General features: G+C 43.8%; 18 protein-coding genes. 5 read left to right on the forward strand and 13 right to left on the reverse strand.

The window, feature by feature from the left end; all coding sequences use genetic code 11:
- Window positions 1-136 precede the first annotated feature (136 nt).
- Both AC3WVG_RS08735 and AC3WVG_RS08740 read right to left on the reverse strand, forming a co-directional pair.
- On the reverse strand, window positions 137-475 hold the full coding sequence (locus AC3WVG_RS08735; protein WP_252380967.1) for a P-II family nitrogen regulator: 339 nt from the start codon (window positions 473-475) through the stop codon (window positions 137-139).
- A 114-nt stretch (window positions 476-589) separates the two neighbouring features.
- On the reverse strand, window positions 590-1807 hold the full coding sequence (locus AC3WVG_RS08740) for an ammonium transporter (protein WP_488797756.1): 1218 nt from the start codon (window positions 1805-1807) through the stop codon (window positions 590-592).
- A gap of 504 nt (window positions 1808-2311) precedes the next feature.
- On the opposite strand from AC3WVG_RS08740, the gene AC3WVG_RS08745 reads away from it, so the two are divergent.
- Entirely contained in the window at window positions 2312-2494 is a 183-nt protein-coding gene (locus tag AC3WVG_RS08745) for a hypothetical protein (RefSeq protein WP_252380965.1), read from the forward strand.
- A 291-nt stretch (window positions 2495-2785) separates the two neighbouring features.
- On the opposite strand, the gene AC3WVG_RS08750 is transcribed toward AC3WVG_RS08745, so the two are convergent.
- The 4 genes from AC3WVG_RS08750 to AC3WVG_RS08765 form a co-directional block, all read right to left on the reverse strand.
- Window positions 2786-3733 carry an ABC transporter substrate-binding protein gene (locus tag AC3WVG_RS08750; protein ID WP_488797757.1) on the reverse strand — a complete coding sequence of 316 codons (948 nt, stop codon included), beginning with the start codon at window positions 3731-3733 and terminating at the stop codon, window positions 2786-2788.
- Window positions 3663-4433 carry an ABC transporter ATP-binding protein gene (locus AC3WVG_RS08755; RefSeq protein ID WP_488797758.1) on the reverse strand — a complete coding sequence of 257 codons (771 nt, stop codon included), beginning with the start codon at window positions 4431-4433 and terminating at the stop codon, window positions 3663-3665. Before AC3WVG_RS08755 ends, AC3WVG_RS08750 begins: the two co-directional genes overlap by 71 nt.
- A gap of 28 nt (window positions 4434-4461) precedes the next feature.
- Window positions 4462-5505 (reverse strand): FecCD family ABC transporter permease, encoded by a 1044-nt coding sequence (locus AC3WVG_RS08760; RefSeq protein WP_488797759.1) that lies wholly within the window; start codon window positions 5503-5505, stop codon window positions 4462-4464.
- Window positions 5506-5598: 93 nt separating this feature from the next.
- Window positions 5599-6897, reverse strand: coding sequence for a (Fe-S)-binding protein (locus AC3WVG_RS08765; protein ID WP_488797760.1), 1299 nt, complete (start codon window positions 6895-6897; stop codon window positions 5599-5601).
- A 498-nt stretch (window positions 6898-7395) separates the two neighbouring features.
- Between AC3WVG_RS08765 and AC3WVG_RS08770 the strand changes: the two genes are divergently transcribed.
- From AC3WVG_RS08770 to AC3WVG_RS08785, 4 genes are all read left to right on the forward strand, one after another.
- The gene (locus AC3WVG_RS08770) at window positions 7396-8766 is read left to right on the forward strand and encodes a cobyrinic acid a,c-diamide synthase CobB (RefSeq protein WP_488797761.1); all 1371 of its coding nucleotides are present in this window, start codon (window positions 7396-7398) and stop codon (window positions 8764-8766) included.
- Window positions 8766-9740 carry a precorrin-8X methylmutase gene (locus tag AC3WVG_RS08775; protein WP_488797762.1) on the forward strand — a complete coding sequence of 325 codons (975 nt, stop codon included), beginning with the start codon at window positions 8766-8768 and terminating at the stop codon, window positions 9738-9740. The genes AC3WVG_RS08770 and AC3WVG_RS08775 overlap by 1 nt, the downstream gene beginning before the upstream one ends.
- A gap of 125 nt (window positions 9741-9865) precedes the next feature.
- Entirely contained in the window at window positions 9866-10396 is a 531-nt protein-coding gene (locus AC3WVG_RS08780; protein ID WP_488797763.1) for a tetratricopeptide repeat protein, read from the forward strand.
- A gap of 269 nt (window positions 10397-10665) precedes the next feature.
- Window positions 10666-11745: an NAD(P)H-dependent flavin oxidoreductase gene (locus tag AC3WVG_RS08785; protein ID WP_488797764.1), complete on the forward strand. Its 1080-nt coding sequence runs from the start codon at window positions 10666-10668 to the stop codon at window positions 11743-11745.
- 149 nt (window positions 11746-11894) lie between these two features.
- On the opposite strand, the gene AC3WVG_RS08790 is transcribed toward AC3WVG_RS08785, so the two are convergent.
- The 7 genes from AC3WVG_RS08790 to AC3WVG_RS08820 form a co-directional block, all read right to left on the reverse strand.
- On the reverse strand, window positions 11895-12440 hold the full coding sequence (locus AC3WVG_RS08790) for a pyruvate ferredoxin oxidoreductase subunit gamma (RefSeq protein ID WP_488797765.1): 546 nt from the start codon (window positions 12438-12440) through the stop codon (window positions 11895-11897).
- Between the two features lie 87 nt (window positions 12441-12527).
- Complete coding sequence (recR, locus tag AC3WVG_RS08795; protein WP_488797766.1) at window positions 12528-13133, reverse strand: recombination mediator RecR; 606 nt, start codon at window positions 13131-13133, stop codon at window positions 12528-12530.
- 10 nt (window positions 13134-13143) lie between these two features.
- Entirely contained in the window at window positions 13144-13446 is a 303-nt protein-coding gene (locus tag AC3WVG_RS08800; RefSeq protein ID WP_252380954.1) for a YbaB/EbfC family nucleoid-associated protein, read from the reverse strand.
- A 102-nt stretch (window positions 13447-13548) separates the two neighbouring features.
- Complete coding sequence (gene dnaX, locus AC3WVG_RS08805; RefSeq protein WP_488797767.1) at window positions 13549-14982, reverse strand: DNA polymerase III subunit gamma/tau; 1434 nt, start codon at window positions 14980-14982, stop codon at window positions 13549-13551.
- A gap of 4 nt (window positions 14983-14986) precedes the next feature.
- A complete protein-coding gene (locus AC3WVG_RS08810) occupies window positions 14987-15910 on the reverse strand; it encodes a branched-chain amino acid transaminase (protein ID WP_488797768.1) in 924 nt (307 codons plus the stop codon).
- Between the two features lie 146 nt (window positions 15911-16056).
- Window positions 16057-17370, reverse strand: coding sequence for a ribosome biogenesis GTPase Der (gene der, locus AC3WVG_RS08815; RefSeq protein WP_488797769.1), 1314 nt, complete (start codon window positions 17368-17370; stop codon window positions 16057-16059).
- A 124-nt stretch (window positions 17371-17494) separates the two neighbouring features.
- On the reverse strand, window positions 17495-18286 hold the full coding sequence (locus AC3WVG_RS08820) for a sulfide-dependent adenosine diphosphate thiazole synthase (RefSeq protein WP_488797770.1): 792 nt from the start codon (window positions 18284-18286) through the stop codon (window positions 17495-17497).
- Window positions 18287-18433: the final 147 nt, after the last annotated feature.

Raw genomic sequence — 18433 nt, forward strand, 5'->3', positions numbered from 1 at the left:
AGCAAGTTTTAGATGGGTCCAAGTCTTTGTACCAGCATGAAAGAAACCAAGACTAAAATAAACCTTGGAAATTAAATTGATAAAAAAGTTTGGCCACAGGCTCTTTTTAGTCAGCCCTCGGCTCTATTTTTCTCGGTTAAATAGCCGCGCTCCCTTGCTCTCCAGTACGGATACGAATTACCTCATCTACCGGCAGGATAAATATTTTACCATCTCCTACCTTGCCAGTACGGGCTGCATCCTGAGTTGTCCGGACAACCTCAGCCACTAAACTGTCGTCGACCACCACTTCAATTTTAACTTTAGGCAAGAAATCCACTTGATATTCAGCACCGCGATAGACTTCCCGATGTCCTTTTTGCCTGCCAAACCCCTTTACTTCAGTGACGGTCATACCCTTAATTCCTAGTTCAGTTAGACTTGCCTTGATCTCGTCGAGTTTATAAGGACGTGTGATAATCTCTATTTTTTTCATAAAATTCTCCTTTAGCATTCACTTTAACATAACACGAGAAACAATATATAAGATAAAGAGCCAATGATGTAAAAACTTTTCTATCCAAAACCTTTGCCTTTTACCTTGCGCCCTTTAATTATATGCAGTTTCACTATGTTCACTAATGTCAATACCCATTACTTCATCTTCTGAAGAGACACGCAGGCCAAAGACTGCATCAACAACTTTCAATAAAATCCAGCTTACAACAAGAGCATACGCCCCCACAACTACTACACCCAAAAATTGAGTTCCAAGTAGCGCAACATTACCGCTCAAAAGTCCGTCTGCACCCCCGGGATTAACTGCTTTAGAAGCAAATATGCCTACACATAAAGTCCCAACTAGTCCGCCAAGCCCATGAATCCCAACTACATCCAAACTGTCGTCATAGCCAAAATATTTTTTAGCCATAACCCCCATATAACAACACACACCAGCCAGCAAGCCTATGACTATGGCTGAGTTGGGGCCAACAAAACCAGCAGCAGGGGTAATTGTTGCCAGGCCAGCAATAGCCCCGGAGGCAGCACCTAGTGTAGTTGGTTTACCAGCATGAATCCATTCGATCAAAACCCACATGGCCATACCAGCCATACCTCCTAGATGAGTAGCCACAAAAGCAGTACCAGCAATACCATCTGCTGCCAGTGCACTACCACCATTAAAGCCAAACCAACCAAACCAGAGAAGCCCTGTGCCCAGCAAGGTCATAGGTAAGTTGTGCGGGAAGAAACTTTCCCGACCATACCCTTTGCGCGGGCCAAGAGTAATGGCGGCAGCCAGTGCTGCTGCACCACATGTCAAATGCACTACCAGTCCTCCTGCAAAGTCAAGGACACCTTTTGCTTTTAGCCAACCGCCAGCCCCCCAAATCCAATGACACACCGGATTATAAACAAGTATTGCCCACAACAAACTAAAAACAAGAAAAGGCCCAAAGCGCATCCTTTCAGCAAAAGCGCCAGTAATAAGAGCTGGAGTAATTACAGCAAACATGCATTGGTAGATCATAAAAACTATTTGTGGAATCGTAGGCGCGTAATCAGGATTAGGCTCGAGACCTACCCCGTTCAAGCCAAACCAGGACAAGTTTCCTATCAGACCACTAACATCTGGGCCAAAAGACATTGTGTAGCCGAGATAAACCCATTCAAAACTGATCAGGGCTATCATGATGAAACTTTGCATAATAGTTCCCAAAACGTTCTTTTTCCGCACCATCCCCCCGTAAAAGAGGGCCAGGCCTGGAGTCATGAGTAATACCAGCGCAGCAGAGACCATGATAAAAGCGGTGTCAGCACTATTCATTTTTTTACCTCCTATAAATAAAATATAAAAGCTTGTTTGATTAACACACCCTCTTCGATATTTTTTCAAAGTTGTAATTATCTGCAAGGAACATACAATTTTGTATTCTCTCAAAGAAAACAATATATTACAAAACTGTATTCCTCTTTTGTAAAATTAAAAATTACAATATTGTAAAAAATAATACATTTTTTGCTCTTTTTGTAAAAAAACTACCAAAAAAACACAGCAAAACCTCTGCAAAAAACAGAAAATGAAAAACTTGCAATTGCGCACACAAAAGCGGGGACAGACAACTGACAGCCTTTTCGCGAACATACCTTGCTCGCTTACAAATGAACCTGCTTCTTCTTGGCTTAAGATTCTTCACAAGGCTGTAGAGCTATTCTGAAAAAGGTGGCAGAATCCGCTCGGGATAACACGCTCTTGGGGTTAAAAATTTTTGTTTGCTATTTAGTCGAGGGTGGGTTATATAAGAAATAATTAGTATATTTGGAGGTCAAAATGTGTAAAGGATGTGGTTGCGGCTCTCAAAAAGAGTCCAAATACGCAAAATTCGTGCATGAGCACGAGCATAAGCATGGGGATTTGGTCCACTCACACCCTCACGAACACGATCATGAACACGATCCTGTTACAGGAGAGGTAATTCCGGCTCACGAACACGCACATGAGCAACAACAATAGATAAATTATTCAACTACCCTTGTTTGTCACGGTTTAGTTTTAATTTTTGATACCCACTTAGTGTTACTTTGAATACTCGATTATGTTATTCTGAACACAGCAGAGAATATCGTGTGATGTGTAGAGAATTTTTCCCGCAAATTGCTTCCCTCTTCTAGAGGGGCTCAGAATGACGCCAAGAACGACTTTCAGCTGAACCGACGTCGACGAGTACTAATACGCCTTCATCTTTCAAGTGGACCCAAAAACACTAGGACAAGTTGGTCTTCTCCTAGTGATTTGAACTATTGCTCAATCACTTCCACCTGCACTTTCACTCTTCTTTGTGACAAATTTCCTGATAAACCGGCTCAGTTCCTCTACAGCCTGCACAGCTTTAGGTCCAGGCCGGGAATACTTTTTTTCATCTACATATAAGATATTTTCCTTTTTAACAGCTTTTAGATTACGAAATAAGGGTCTATTATTTAAGGGTAAAGGGTCTTTATTCATCGGCCCTCTTTGGACAATATAGATGTCCGGGTTAAGGACGATAAGCATTTCCTCGCTTATCCTGACTAGCTTTTTATCTTTTCTCACCGGATTTATCCCGCCGGCTTTTGCGATGATCTCCGTAACAATGGACCGTTTACCCACAGTAAGTAAATTGGGGTAGCGGACTTCAAAAAAAACCGTGGGGGGCCTAAAGTTTTTAGGCCGCAAGTCAGCCACCTTTTTAAGTCTATTTTGCAACTTGGAAATCAGGTGGAGGGCGTTAGTCTCCACCCCACAAAGCTTGCCAATTTTGTCAATGGTCACAAAAAGCTCATTAAAATTCTGCACATTGAACACAGCTACAGGAATGGACAATTTTTGGAGCCTGTGTACCGGCATAAGGCTGTGTTTGCGAGTGCCCATTTGCAAGACCAGGTCTGGCTTGAGACTAACAATAAGCTCTATATTGGGGCGTATGTGCGTGCCAATGGCAGGCTTATTTTTTAATGGTTCAAGATTTTTATCTTCTTTTGTACAAGCCACGATTTTTGAGCCAAGTCCCAGTTCCAAAAGGATATCGGTTAAGGCTCCATAAAGGGTAACTATTTTTTGGGGAGTCTTCGAAAGATGGATTGTTTGGCCCAAATCATCGATAACAGTAGCGGAAAAAGCAGGAGTGGCCCCAAAAAATAGGCTAAGGAAGATGGAAAAAAGCTTGCGGTGCACCAGTTTGCGGGTGTCTGAAAATGGACGTAGGCGTAGCATAAACTTGCTCCAGATTAGTTTGGTTAAAAACTTCTTTTGTCGGACCATAAAATTTAAGCCGACCCTCTTTCAAAAAAATCAGGTGTGGACAGAAAAGCGCGGCCAGGTTTAAATCATGGATAGCCACGACTATGGTCTTGCCACTGGCTTGCAATTTTTTAAGAAGCTTAAACACTTCTATTTTATGGGCGATATCCAAGTTTGCTGTGGCCTCGTCCAGAAAAATGATTTCTGTTTCCTGGACAATGGTCTTGGCCAGGAGGATACGTTGCAGCTCGCCTCCTGAGACTTCTGCAGTCATTCTTAGTTTGAATGAAAAAGTTTTTGTATTCTGCATGGCCTGGTCTGCTTTCTGTCTATCTTCAAAACTATATGTACCCAGAAGACCAAGATATGGATACCTGCCCGTAAGGACCAGATCGAAGCAGGACATACTCAGTGGTGGATGATTATCTTGGGGTAATATGGTTAAAATTTTGGCGAGATCTTTTGACTTAAAAGCATCTATTTTCTGGTCCTTAATAAGTACCTGACCATGTTGTGGAGTTAAAAGCCCGCATAGACACGAAAGCAAAGTGGACTTGCCACTCCCGTTGGGGCCCAAAATGCCCACCATCTGGCCCTGTTTTATCTTGAAACTTATATCCTGCAGGGCCCGGTGCTTGCCATAGGCTAGACTAAGATTTTTGACTTCAATCATTTTTAATGTCTACATAACTTTCTACTTTCTATGCCCTAAACTTTTTAACTAATAGCAGACAAAAAAAGGGCCCCCCAAGTAGAGCAGTGAGTACACCTACTGGCAATTCCTCTCCACCTGATAAGATAGTTCTGGCCAGAATATCTGCCCAGATCATTAAGTTGCCACCCAAAAGAGCTGACAGTGGAAGTAGTTTTTTATGGTTGCTGCCTATGGACAACCGGATTAAATGTGGAATGATCAGCCCCACAAAACCAATCACACCGGATACTGATACAGCCGCCCCAGTAAGGAGGCTCGCTCCAGCGAGCAGAAAAAGCCTGACTCTACTGGGATTAAGTCCTAACGTCTTGGCATGGACGTCGCCAAGACTTAATATATCCAATTCCCTGGCCCAGAAGAGAATAATGAGGCAGGCCGGGATATAGTAAGGGAGGAAAATGGATACATGTTCCCAGGAGCGGCCTTGAAAGCTGCCCATTATCCAGAAAACTATACCGGCTACGGATTCTTCATCCAGAGATTTTAGCAGAGAAATTAAAGCAGATAAAAATGTAGCTACCACTATTCCGGCCAGTACCAAGGATTCTTTGCTAAGTTTACCTCCCCTGTAGCCCAGACCAAGAACTATGGTCAGAGCAAGCCCGGCCCCGCATAAGGCAAAAATGGGCAGAGTCACCGGCCCAAAAAGTGAGGTCAACCCAAAAAAAATGGCTAGGCTGGCTCCAAAAGCAGAGCCAGTGGATACGCCTATGGTAAAAGGATCAGCCAAGTGATTTTGCAGAAGACCCTGAAAGACTGCGCCGGAGAGAGCCAAACTGGAACCGACAAGAAAGGCCAAAATAGCCCGAGGCATACGTAGATGCCAAATAATCAGCGAAAGGTTCGGGTCGCACAGTTCTCGTGGGGCAACAGAATTTTGTACTCCCACGTGCCAGAGACAGGCAGATACTTTAGACCATGGTATGGACAAGGGGCCGAGATAGATGGCTCCCAAGATACTGATCAGGCTAAGGCCCATAAGCAAAAGGACATAAAGGCTGAAGGATGTAGATATTTTGAGGCAAGACACAAGGATCTTTTTTAATCTGATTTATCCGGTGTGTCCATAAAAAAACCCCGCCTTAAGGCGGGGTTTTACTTTGCTTTTATGGTAACCGAATATTTACAGGCCGACTTCCTTCAGATCGGGACCTAAGTATTCTCTTTCGTTGGGACCGAGTATGCCCAAGGAGAGACAGATCAATGTCCACAAGTGCACGCTATGCCAGCCACCATTGTAGTATTCGCTCAGATCATGAATCTGAGAATGACAGTTGTGGCATGGAGTAATACAATACTGGGCCCCGGTAGCCTTAATTTGATCGAATTTAACCTTGCCATATTTCCTACGTTGTTCTGGGAAACCTGATTGCAGATAGCCACCACCGCCACCACAGCAGAAGTTGTTGGATTTGTTAGGATACATTTCCACAAAGTTTTCTTCCCCAACAACTGACTTAACTACAAAACGCAAATCCTCGGCAATGGGGTCTCCCAAAGACTTACGTACTAACTGGCAGGGATCCTGAACAGTAAACTTGATCTTCAAGTCTTTGTTCCAGTCGGAATTAACCGGAAGCTTGCCTTCTCTGATCCAGATGGCATACCAGCGAATAATGCTGTCAAGTTCAAAATTAGCTTTGATGTTGAATTTCTGCAATCCGGCCCGGACTGCAAAGAATTCGTGTCCTCACTCCGTATTGAGCCAGATTTTACAACCCAGCTCCTCCACAGCTTCAACTTTATTGCGCACAATCTTTTCCCAGGCTTCTTCATCGGCAGCAAACAAACAGTAGTTCTCAGCAGCCCAACCCTTTGTGCTATAAGTCCAGTCAGCGCCTACAATATGCAAAATTTTCCACAATGGGACCATTTCATCAGGTTCGGTCACTGGCTCTCTGGAATTCTGATTGAGAAAAAAAGTAGCTCCTTTTTTGTTAATGGGTGCTTGCAAATTCTCAAACCCTTTTTGCTCCTCGCGGACTTCTTCTAAAACGTCTTCGACAACAAATTTAAAGTCCTCAGAACGAGCGCCCATGGCACTGTTGCCTTCTGTTGCCAGGCCCTGATCGCAGGAACCAATAATCCCTTTGGGCCTCTTTTCTCTGGGCCAGCTTTGGCGTCCGTAAAAGACCAACTGGGGGATATCAATGTTCATGGGACAGGCGTGAACACAACGGCGACACATGGTGCACATCCATACCCATGGGGTGGAGGTGACTTCTTCATCAAGCCCTAAGGCAGCCATGCGTAAAAATTTTCTGGGGTCCATTCCCTCAAGGCCACTGGCTGGACAACCAGCAGAGCAGGCACCACAGGTAAGGCAAAGATTCAGATGCCCTTGTTCAGGCAGGATCTCTTTGACCTTGTCCATAAAGGTGGTTTTAGGCTCTGCGTCTAACTTCAGTGCTGCTTCTGCCATAAACTCCTCCTTAGGAAATTATCTGTTATATCCAATAGTTTTTCCTCTAAGCATGCAGAGGCTTTCCATAATAAATTAACAGCTCCGATTAAAAAACCCAATGAATATTCCCGCTAATCATTTTTATTTATAATGACATGTTTATAAACAGATCGCAACCGAGGTTTTGAAATTTAGGCACTTTTTTTAAGCAAAAACAGCGGTATTTTTTTGAATGTTTTTTACTAAAAGTGTTACTAAATACTATTTTTTTGTCTGGTTATAATTTAAAACGTTTTAAGAGTCTGTGGCCCAACCTTACTTAAGAGGGCAACTTTTCATATTTTTTTCAATTCTGATTTCTAATCTGGTAGCCAAAATGGGGTTTGGCCACAGGGTCTTAAAGGCAAGTTTTTGAGTTATGAAGAAAACGCCCGGACAAAGAAAATTTGGGTTGTGGAGCTCGGAAAAGAATAGTAATCTTCTTGAACTTCATTACTCAAAACTCACAATTAAATTATGATAGTCATTGCTGGAACAAACAGCGGAGCTGGCAAAACTTCTATCTGCCTGGCCTTAGCTGCTGGTTTTAGAGCCATGGGAGTTGCTGTCAGCCCCTTTAAAGTTGGGCCGGATTATCTGGATCCCATGTATCTGACCAAGCTCAGTGATAGGTCCTGTTACAACTTGGATTTGTGGATGAGCGATAAGACGCATATAGAGCAGCTCGTTGCACAGAGACGTGGGGTGGCCCTGATTGAAGGTGTGATGGGCTATTATGACGGTTGCATGGCGGATTCGTCTTTTGCATCTACTGCTCATGTGGCCCAAGTACTGAATTCCCCGGTTATCCTCGTTTGTCAGGCAAAAGCCATGGCCAGAAGTTTTGCCGCACTGGTCAAAGGATTTTGTAGTTTTGAGCAAGCTGGACAGAACATCTGTGGGATCATTGCCAATGGCTGTAATTCCGAAAGACATAAAAAAATATTGGAAAACGCATTAAAAAGCGCTCACCTGCCGCCTTTGATGGGGGCCATTCCCAAAGAAAGCCTACCCACACTTCAATCCAGACACTTAGGGCTATCTAGCTTGGGTGCCAGCCAGATGGATAAGGATGAAATTGAAAATTGGGTCCAGGCAGCAAGAGAGTTTCTTCAGCTAGATGAAATTTTGCGCCTGGCTGGTTATGACCGCAAGACTCATCATCAAACGCTTCCCGGAACAGCAAAGAATATAATCAGTCCTCCAAAAAAAGTACGCTTAGGTATAGCCCTGGATGATGCATTCAATTTTTACTATCAGGCGAACCTGGACATATTAGAAAAGGCTGGTGCACAGCTCGTATTTTTTTCTCCGCTTAAGGATGACCAGTTGCCTCCCAATTTAGATGCTATTTATCTGGGCGGAGGCTATCCAGAACTTTGGGCGAAAGAACTGGCTCAAAACCAAAGCATGGTAGAAAGTATCCGTACTTATGCTGCCTTGGGCGGCAAAATTTATGCTGAATGCGGCGGACTTATGTATTTATGCCAGCAAATAGAGACCGTGGACAATAAAACATATCCTATGCTTGGGCTTATTCCCTTCAATGCCAGAATGCTCCGGAAAAGAAAAAGGCTGGGGTATGTGGAAATAAAATTTTTAAAAGATACCTTCCTGGGAAAAAAAGACTTGGTCCTTCGTGGACACGAATTCCATTATTCAGAGATTGAGTCTGCTCATGGCAACTCTCGCTGGATTAATGTATTTGCTGTAAAAAATGCCGCCGGACAAAAGCTTTCCACATTGGGAATCTATACAAAAAATATTTTAGCCAGTTATGTGCACCTGTATTTCGGGCATAAACCCGAGGTTGCCAAATATTTTGTACAAAAAATAAAGGAATGTTAATGACAAAAGGAATTATCATCTTGGGGCACGGAAGCAGGCGCGGGGCTGTGAGCAATAGCTTTACTCGCATGGTTAGAAGAATAGCCCGGCGCATAGACAAGGCCCCTGTGGAACCAGCTTTTTTTTCTCTGGGTCAGCCCACACTTGAGGAAAAAACCAGGGAACTCATTGAACAGGGTTGTAGAGAAATAATAATTTTTCCCTATTTCTTATATAACGGCAACCACGTGGAAAAAGATATTCCGGCTATGCTGCAAAATTTAAGGCAAAAATATCCCGGAGTAGAATTTAGGCTTTTGGCCACTTTAGAAAATGAACCCCAGGTTGAGGAAATTATTTATGAACGAATTTGGCCTTATACAGAGGAAGATAAGTTTTTTTCGGGAGAAAATATTGAGCAGAAAAGCTTGGATTTTATTCTAAACCAAGGTATATGGTCGCACTTAGACAAAGAGCAAAAACAAGTTACCGCCCGTGTGGTTCATGCCAGTGCTGATTTCTCATTTGTCCATTCACTGAAATTCCACCCTCTGGCCATTGAACAGGGCATTAGTTGTATAAGAGAACAAAGAAAGATTATCTGTGATGTCCAGATGGTCAGAACTGCTCTGACCAGATTGAACAATGTTTATTGTGCCATAGGTGAACCTGATGTGTTAGCCAGGGCCAGAAAAGAAAATACAACCCGGGCTGCCTTGGCCTTTGAAAAGTTGCTCCCTAATTTAGACGGGGCACTGGTAGTCATTGGCAATGCCCCAACAGCACTGTGGAAACTTCTGGATATCTGCGCTAAAGGCGGGCCTCAGCCGGCTTTGGTAGTAGCTTTACCCGTAGGTTTCGTGGGTGCGGCCCAGTCTAAACGAGCACTCATGGACAGCGACCTGATTTATATTACTAATGAAGGACCTAAAGGTGGAAGTCCTGTAGCCGCTGCCGTGGTCAATGCCCTGTACAGATTGGCGCAGGATATATAAGTTTTAATTATGTCTTAAACTACTTTTGTTTTCCGGGTTAGGAGTTGGGTTCGGTTTAACCAGCCTACTCACAAACTCAACAAATAACTCACTCAACCACTTAACAAAACCAATCAAACAACACTATGGCCACCGGCAAGCAAAAAAAAGTTTCTCGTCGAGGTTTTTTACGAGGAGTTATAAAACGGATAAAGTTTGAGCATCTGGAAGAAGAACAAGCTTCAGGGCTTAGCCCGGAACTGATCGAGGCTGATCAGGCTTTGAAGCAGTGTGATTATGTCCGTGCAGCCAAACTTTACACGCAGTATCTTGAAAAGGAGCCTAACCATTTAGAAGCCTTGCAAAAAGCAGGTTATTGTTACTTTCGTCTTAATGAAATGAGCACGGCCAGGAATTTTTGGCATAGGGTTTTGGAGATAAGGCCCAAAGACAATTTTACCGTGCTACATATGGGACTTTCTTTTGCCCGAGAAGGAAATTTAAAAGATGCGGTTAAGATGTGGAAATCCTATTTCAACATCAATCAGCCCTTAATTCAAAGAGAGATCAATGTTACTTTGGCCCTTTATGAAGCCGGCGAAAACCTTGACCCTCAGGAAGTAGCCAGTTCTTTGGAAAAGGCCATTGAGAAGCAGAAAAAAGCCAGTGTGTCGTGAGGGGAAGGATCATTAGAGTTAAATAGATACTGAGGTCAAACCAAATAGTTGTAGGTTATATCCCTATATATTTGATGACGTTAAATTAATTATTTCAGTCTATTAGTTTCGATAACGACAGAGCCCTAATTTTCTGTTTTTAGGACTTGTTAAATAAGGTCAAAAAGATTATTGAGCCAAATTCGAAATTTTTACTTTTTTAACATAATAATGAGTTTTCTGTTTTAAACAGAAACGAAATTTTTGGATGAAGGAGAACGAGATTAACAATGCTTATTCCAAAGTTAAAAATAGGCGTTCATGAAGCAGAAGTGCCTATAATTCAGGGAGGAATGGGAGTAGGGGTGTCTCTCCATTCTTTAGCCAGTGCGGTAGCTAACATGGGGGGGATTGGAGTAATAGCAGCTGCAGCCGTGGGTTTTTTAGCACCCGACTTTGACAAACATCCCCAGTTGGCCAACATTCGCACTTTAAAAGAAGAAATCACACTGGCGCGTAACCTGGCCCCTGGCGGAATTATTGGCGTCAATATCATGGTAGCGTTGAGCGATTATGAAGATTTGGTGACTGCTTCTTTTGAAGCTGGAGCTGACATTATTTTCTCCGGAGCTGGACTCCCACTTAATTTACCAAAACTCAAAGAGAAGTATCCAGGAAACAAAACCGCTCTAGTTCCTATCATTTCTTCAGCTCGGGCCGCTGATATTTTATGCAAAAAATGGCTTCGAAGTTATAATTATCTCCCTGACGCTTTTGTCTTAGAAGGACCAAAAGCAGGTGGACACCTCGGTTTTTCTTTAGAAGAGCTGACCAACAAAAAATACAAACTCGAACAGCTGGTATTAGAGACTCTTCAGGCCATAGCTCCCTATGCTCAAAAGGCGGGCAAACCTATCCCATTAATTGTTGCAGGAGGAGTTTATTCTGGTGAAGATATCGCCCGATTTCTAAACCTAGGGGCAAGCGGGGTACAAATGGCAACACGTTTTGTTGTTACCGAAGAATGTGATGCCTCGGAAGGATTTAAAAAGGAACATCTTAGAGCAAAAAAAGAAGACATCGTTTTTATCAAAAGTCCGGTTGGACTTCCCGGACGGGCAGTTAAAAATAAGTTTTTAGAGGCAGTCGAACGGGGAGAAAAGGTACCTTTTAAATGTCCTCATCACTGTATAAAAACATGTAAACCCAAGAAGTCACCTTATTGTATTTCTTTAGCCTTAATCAATGCCCAACAAGGTAAATTAGATGAAGGCTTTGCCTTTGCTGGCAGCAATACCTATCGGTCTGAAAAGATCGTTAAGGTAAAAGACCTTATTGAAGAACTTCTAGAGGGTATAAAGAAAGCGTGACAAACCAGTGCATAGAGAGTTCATGATGTTTTTTAGGAATCAATTAAAAGCCGGCTTTTTTAAGGCCGGCTTTTTTCATACCCTTGATAACAACATGGTTGACCACAATAACAGGTGGCCACAAAAAAGTCATTAGTTGCACTTAAGACTTAAGCTATTGCTGTTTCTTTATACGCCCTTTCCAAGGCAGCAAAATTCTTTGGCCCAAGTTTCGGCCCAAATCTTTCTTCAATTACTCCCTGTAAATCTTTAACGTCCAATATGCCTGCTGCTTTAAGCAATGCACCAAGCATGGTCGTGTTGGTGATGGGCACACCAAGTTCTTCCAGGGCTATCTTGGTTGCATCCACTTGAGCTACTTTTGGAAATCCATATTTGTCCTTAATTGCCTGGGCTGATTCTGATGAATTGACTACAACCAAGCCGTCACTCTTTAGCCCCTCGGCGACATTACCTATATCTAGTAAGCTCGGGTCCAAAACCAGGACAATATTAGGCTCGTAAATCTTTTCCCTGAGCTTTATTCTCTCATCAGAAACACGGACAAAGGCCTGCACAGGAGCTCCTCTCCGTTCAGGGCCAAAACTGGGAAAAGCCTGGGCAAATTTACCCTTATCAATGGCACCCTTCGCCAAAAGTTCAGCAGAAGTCACTCCTCCCTGTCCGCCGCGTCCATGGATTCTTGTCTCAATCATAACCTCCTCCTGTGTATGCATTTGTTGAGTTTATCTTATCTATTGTTGTTAATTATTATTGAGGTTACATGTCATCTCATTTACGTATCAAAAACTCTGGCGCCAATGCAGAGATTGACGCAAGGTTTCTTTGTCAATGTATTTTAGTTCAGCTCCCAGAGGAATTCCCTGGGCCAACCTGGTAACCTCCACCTTGGGAAACTCTTTCTGGACCATATTCTTGACATACGATGCGGTTGCTTCTGCCTCCATAGTTGTTCCCAAAGCCAGAATAACTTCCTCAACCACCCCCTCGGCAAGTCTTGCTCTCAACTTTTCTAACTCAAGATTATGTGCATCTACTCCATCCAAGGGAGATAAAAGGCCTCCCAAAACCAAGTACTTGCCTTTAAAAAAACCGGCTTCTTCCAGGACCAGAACCGAATCCCACTCAGCCACAAGACATAATCTTTCATCCTCGCGCAAAGGATCGGCACAAATCTTACACGGATCTGTATCCGAAAGACTTGCGCACTTAGAGCAGATACACAGGGCATCCCTTAAATTATAAATAGATTGCCCCAAATTTTGGGCCTTGTCCTTGGGCCAAGCCAATATTGTCATGGCCATACGTAAGGCGCTTTTGGGGCCCACCCCGGGCAAGGCAGATAGTTGTTCCACAACAAGTTGCAGTGGCTTAGGTAGGCTAGTCACCTTTTCCCCCTTAAAATAGTCCTGGAATCTTTAACCCCCCGGTAAGCTGGGACATCTCTGACTGAACCATGTCCCGGGCTGTTTTCAAGGCCTCATTGGTAGCAGCCAACACCAGGTCCTGGAGCATCTCCACATCATCCGGATCGACTACACTGGGATCAATCTTGATTTCTACGATTTCCTGACCGCCAGTCGCCTTGACTGTGACCATGCCTCCTCCAGCAGAAGCTTCTACAACTTTCTTAGATAGCTCTTCCTGCATCTTCATCATCTTTTTCTGCATCATCTGAGCCTGTCGGATCAAATCATTCATTATTTTCCTCCTCAGTATGGGGTTTTAAAGTGTAAGGCTTAAAGATAAAAATTAACCCTATTCTTTTTACTTTTTCCCCATTCAACTATTCAACCAATTAACCTAACGTTCACGAAATCTTATATCAACAATTCGAGCATTAAACTCATCCAGAACTTTCTGCACCACAGGATGTTGTCTCACCCTCTCTTTTAATTCAGAAACCTTTGGCCTATTATTTTCAGGGAAAGAAGTTAACTTGCCAGAAATTTTAGAACTTACGTAGCCTTTTTTCTCGCTTTTAAACTTTGGAGTTTTTTTTTCTGTCCCTACTGATGATGCAGGCTCCTCCTGCACTTTTTTCCCCAAGGCAGCCGAGGCCTGAATAGGCCCTGGCCGGACTGAAGTATTGGATTTCGAATCCGATTTCCAAGAATCTCCCTGTGCTTTGGCAATCGGCAAGAGATCCGGCAAGTAAGCCAAGTTTAAAAGTAAAAGCTCAAGGGCAAGCCCTGGCTCCAGGCTTTTAAGTACATTCTTTTGTCCTTCCAAAACCATCTGCCAACTGGCATGGATTCTGGACAAAGGAAACTTTTGCGCCCACTCAATCCACGCATCCAACTCTTCTTCTGGAAGATCAATAATATTTTTGGCCTGCTGTCCACCTTTAGCCAATAAAAATAGGTTCCGCCAACACAAAGCAAGCTCTCGCAAAAAAAAGCCTATGTCCAGGCCCTGATTTTGCAGATCTTCAACAATCTGGTGCAGGTGTATCAAATCCTGATTATAAATGGCTTCAATGACCTGAAAAAAAGTCTCTTGACCTGCCAATCCAAGGACCTTTCTCACATCCTTGGTCGTGAGCTTTTTTTCTCCTAAGGCCAAGACCTGGGCCAGCAAGGACATACTATCACGCACACTTCCCCCGCCTCGACGAGCAATAAGACTTATGGCGTAAGGCTCATATTCTACACCTTCTGCCTCAAGAACCGATTGTAGATGACTGGTGAGCTCATTTTGAGGAATCCTTTTAAAGACATAGTGTTGACAACGGCTGATAATGGTGATGGGAAACTTCTCCGGCTCTGTAGTAGCCATGATAAATACGCAATGTTTGGGAGGCTCTTCCAAGGTCTTGAGCAGGGCATTAAAGGCCGACTTGGAAAGCATATGGGCTTCGTCAATAATGACCACTTTATACCGGCAACTAAGGGGAGGAAATGGCACTTCTTCCCTGAGTTTGCGCACGTCGTCAACTCTATTATAGGAAGCTCCATCTATTTCCAGCACATCAGTTGCCACTCCCTTTGTAATCTGGACACAATGGCTACACTTATTACATGGCTCAGGCCCCGGACCCTCTTCACAATTTATCGCCTTGGCAAAAATGCGCGCAACAGTAGTTTTCCCAACTCCCCTAGTACCGCTGAACAAATATGCCGGAGCAACTTTACTCTCAGCGGAAGCACGGGACAAAATAGACTTGATAAAGTCTTGACCTACAACCTGGGCGAAGGTCTGGGGCCTGTATTTAGCAGTCAGACTGACCTTGGACATTTATCTAAAGCTCATAAGAAGTTAACCAACCAGCGTATTTGAGATTTTCACCATGAACAATCTTAAAGTATTCGTTCTGCAAGAGCATAGTCACCGGACCGGCCTTGCCAGCTCCTATCACACGGCGATCCACTTCCCGAATAGGTGTCACTTCTGCAGCTGTGCCACAGAAAAAGGCCTCATCGGCAGCATAAAGCTCATCACGGGTAAATCTTTGTTCAACAACTTCATAACCCATGTCCCTGGCCAGAGTGATTAAAGTATCCCTGGTAATTCCACCCAGAATAGAACCAAGAGGCGGAGTTTTTAGCTTACTCTTTTTGACAATAAAAATATTTTCGCCCGTGGCTTCGGAGACATATCCATCCACATCCAGCATCAGGGCTTCGTCGTAACCGTCAGCTACAGCCTCCATTTTTGCCAGCACAGAATTAACATAATTGCCCGCTACCTTAGCCTTGGTCATCATGACATTGACATGGTGCCTGGTAAAACTGGAGGTTCTTATTCGAATGCCTTTTTGCAGAGCTTCCTCTCCCAGGTAGGCTCCCCATGGCCAAGTGGCAATTATCACCCTTATAGGATTGTCACCTGGATGCACTCCCATGGCCCCGTCACCAATGAAAGCCAAAGGACGAATGTACCCTTGCTCCAGCCTGTTCACTTTTAAGGTCTCTAGAATGGCCGTACTAATTTCTTCCCGGGTAAACGGGATATTCATCTCCACTGCCTTGGCCGAATCAAAAAAACGATCCACATGCTCTTTGAGACGGAAAACGGCAGAAGAACCATCAGTACACTTATAACAGCGAATACCCTCAAATACAGCCACCCCATAGTGCAATGTATGTGTGAGTACATGCACATTGGCTTCGTCCCAAGGAACTAGCTGGCCATCAACCCAGATTTTATCGGCCTTTTGAATCATATAACCTCCATTTTTTTAGAGTTAAGGATTATGGATTAATAGGTAAGGATAAGTGGTAAAGGAAAACAACCGACTGGAGTCTAACTAAATAACTGTCTCTCATGACCCACATCCACCTAAACCCTACGTTCTAAAAGATTCTCCCTTTACCCCTTATCCCTGAAATACATCCTTATTGGCGCCATATTCAAACCAAAAAGCTTTCTTATCTGTCGTTCCAAGTAGCGGACATAAGTGGGTTTTACCAGTTCTTTATTATTCACAAAAAAAACAAACTCCGGTGGACATACCCCGGCCTGTGTCAGATAATAAAATTTAGCCCGCTTGCCTTTAATCAAAGGTGGCTGATGCCTGTATGTCGCCTCCTTGATTAATCTATTCAACAGTCCGGTAGTTACCCTTTTTTGGCACTCAGCCCACAGATTTTCGGCCAGTGGCAGTAGGCTTCCAAGACCGGCCTTGGAAATTGTGGACGTATACACTATAGGAGCGTGGCTGCAAAACCTAAGCTCCTGCTTGAAATATTCTTTAAGCTGAGCGATCTTGGACCGCGGGATAAGATCAATTTTATTTACGACCACAATAAACGGGGTCTTCTCCCGATCCAGAAATGAAAGCAACTTTTTATCCTGAGCCAGGACTCCCTCCAGGGCATCCAGAACCAAAAGCACCACCTGTGCCCTCTTGCTACTCCTTAAGGCCCTCAAAACACTAAACTGTTCCAAACTATCCCGAATTCGTCTCTTTTTGCGCACCCCCGCAGTGTCCACAAATGTATAAAGTTTTCCATCCCTTTCCAATGTCACATCAACACTGTCCCTGGTTGTGCCGGCCACGGGACTGACAATGAGCCTGTTTTCTCCCACTAAAGCATTAATCATGGAAGACTTACCCACATTGGGGCGGCCAAGTAAGCTTAGACGAAGACCAGGAGCTTTGTCCTGAACTTCCTGCTCCCTTTCTATTGGAGGCAATTTGGCTCGAATTTCCTCAATAAGCCCGGAAATATTATGTCCATGCGCTGCTGATACCGGGGTCAAGTCAAATCCTAGTTCATAAAACTCAGGCACCAGAGCATCTTCTTTTTCTAGCCCATCCACCTTGTTCACCACCAGATGGATGGGCTTGTTGCTCTGCCTGAGCATTTCAGCCAGTTGCTCATCCAGGGGATTTATCCCTTCCCGGCCATCCACTACCAACAAAACCAAGTCGGCAGCCTCAATGGCCTCCTGGGCCTGGGCCAAAATTTCTTTTTCTATCCCCTCATCAGCATCCAGAATAAGACCGCCCGTATCGACCAGAGCAAATGGTGTTCCTCCTCTGCGCACCTCGCCATAGATGCGGTCACGAGTAACACCGGGACGATCGTGAGTCAGGGCCTTATTCTTACCGATCAGACGATTAAAAAGAGTGGACTTACCCACATTAGGACGACCAGCAATAACTACAAAAGGAAGCACGTTTACCCACCCTGTCTGATCTAAAGTTTACCTAAAAAAGGTTAAGAGTATGTCGATGTTGCATTCTTACTTTTAACAACTTAACCCTCTTAACCTTTTTACCCTTTAGCCTATTTATTGGCTCTTAGCCTTTTAAACGGGCATCAATCTCTTTGGCCACCTTCTCCCCGGACAGAAGCATACCACCAAAGATAGGTCCCATACGGTAAGAACCAAAGCTAGCATTGGCTGCCATTCCACATACATATACACCTGGGAAAACTTCTCGAGTATTCTTAACCGTGTTAGTTTCTGCAACTTCGGCCCACATGGATTTTTCACCCTCAATCTTGCCTGAAGGAGTGAGAAGCTTGAGATCATTTTTCCTGAGCAAGGTCTGTAAAAGCTCTGTGTCATGGCCTGTTGCCTCGATTACAAACTTGGAATGAATGACCAGAGGATCTACGTGCAAACCGGCGATTTCCACGGGGCTGGAATTTATAACCAAACCACAAACCCTTTTTTGCCCGTTTTCTTCTCTAACCACTACATCTTCGACACTCATACAGTTAAAAACTTTGGCGCCGGCAAGACAGGCCTTTGAAGCCAAAGTAGTTGTGGCTGCCACGGCATCCACAGTATAATAACCTGGCTTGAATTCTTCTAAAGTCAGGCCAACTTCTTCCAAAATTCTTTTACTTTCTTCCTGAACCACGATATAATTAAAAGTCATTCCTCCGCCCCACATGCCACCGCCAATGGACAACTTGCGCTCAAAAATGGCAACCTTATGTCCATTTTCTGCCAGCTTATAGGCAGCAGTCATACCAGAAGGACCGGCTCCGACAATAGCCACATCCAGGTCCAGGCATTCTTTGAACTTGTCAAAATATTTAGTGATAATAGCTTCAGTAACAATTCTTTCATCTAAGGCCATATTTCCTCCTAAAATTAATAATGATATAATTTTTTATTTATACAAAATCCAAATTTGGTTTTAATTTCTACCTGAATCCGTGAAAATTAACCCAACAACGATTCCTGTAACAATCCGAGGCTTTTGGAAAACAGCGAAAACTGTCTG

Source organism: Desulfovulcanus sp. (assembly GCF_982781345.1).

Coding starts and splice junctions, on each gene's coding strand:
- AC3WVG_RS08750 (WP_488797757.1), bottom strand. CDS start 3,733: ATGCTACGCCTACGTCCATTTTCAGACACCCGCAAACTGGTGCACCGC.
- AC3WVG_RS08800 (WP_252380954.1), bottom strand. CDS start 13,446: ATGAATGATTTGATCCGACAGGCTCAGATGATGCAGAAAAAGATGATG.
- AC3WVG_RS08780 (WP_488797763.1), top strand. CDS start 9,866: ATGGCCACCGGCAAGCAAAAAAAAGTTTCTCGTCGAGGTTTTTTACGA.
- AC3WVG_RS08740 (WP_488797756.1), bottom strand. CDS start 1,807: ATGAATAGTGCTGACACCGCTTTTATCATGGTCTCTGCTGCGCTGGTA.
- AC3WVG_RS08790 (WP_488797765.1), bottom strand. CDS start 12,440: ATGATTGAGACAAGAATCCATGGACGCGGCGGACAGGGAGGAGTGACT.
- AC3WVG_RS08785 (WP_488797764.1), top strand. CDS start 10,666: ATGCTTATTCCAAAGTTAAAAATAGGCGTTCATGAAGCAGAAGTGCCT.
- AC3WVG_RS08810 (WP_488797768.1), bottom strand. CDS start 15,910: ATGATTCAAAAGGCCGATAAAATCTGGGTTGATGGCCAGCTAGTTCCT.
- AC3WVG_RS08820 (WP_488797770.1), bottom strand. CDS start 18,286: ATGGCCTTAGATGAAAGAATTGTTACTGAAGCTATTATCACTAAATAT.
- AC3WVG_RS08755 (WP_488797758.1), bottom strand. CDS start 4,433: ATGATTGAAGTCAAAAATCTTAGTCTAGCCTATGGCAAGCACCGGGCC.
- AC3WVG_RS08745 (WP_252380965.1), top strand. CDS start 2,312: ATGTGTAAAGGATGTGGTTGCGGCTCTCAAAAAGAGTCCAAATACGCA.
- dnaX (WP_488797767.1), bottom strand. CDS start 14,982: ATGTCCAAGGTCAGTCTGACTGCTAAATACAGGCCCCAGACCTTCGCC.
- AC3WVG_RS08770 (WP_488797761.1), top strand. CDS start 7,396: ATGATAGTCATTGCTGGAACAAACAGCGGAGCTGGCAAAACTTCTATC.
- AC3WVG_RS08775 (WP_488797762.1), top strand. CDS start 8,766: ATGACAAAAGGAATTATCATCTTGGGGCACGGAAGCAGGCGCGGGGCT.
- AC3WVG_RS08735 (WP_252380967.1), bottom strand. CDS start 475: ATGAAAAAAATAGAGATTATCACACGTCCTTATAAACTCGACGAGATC.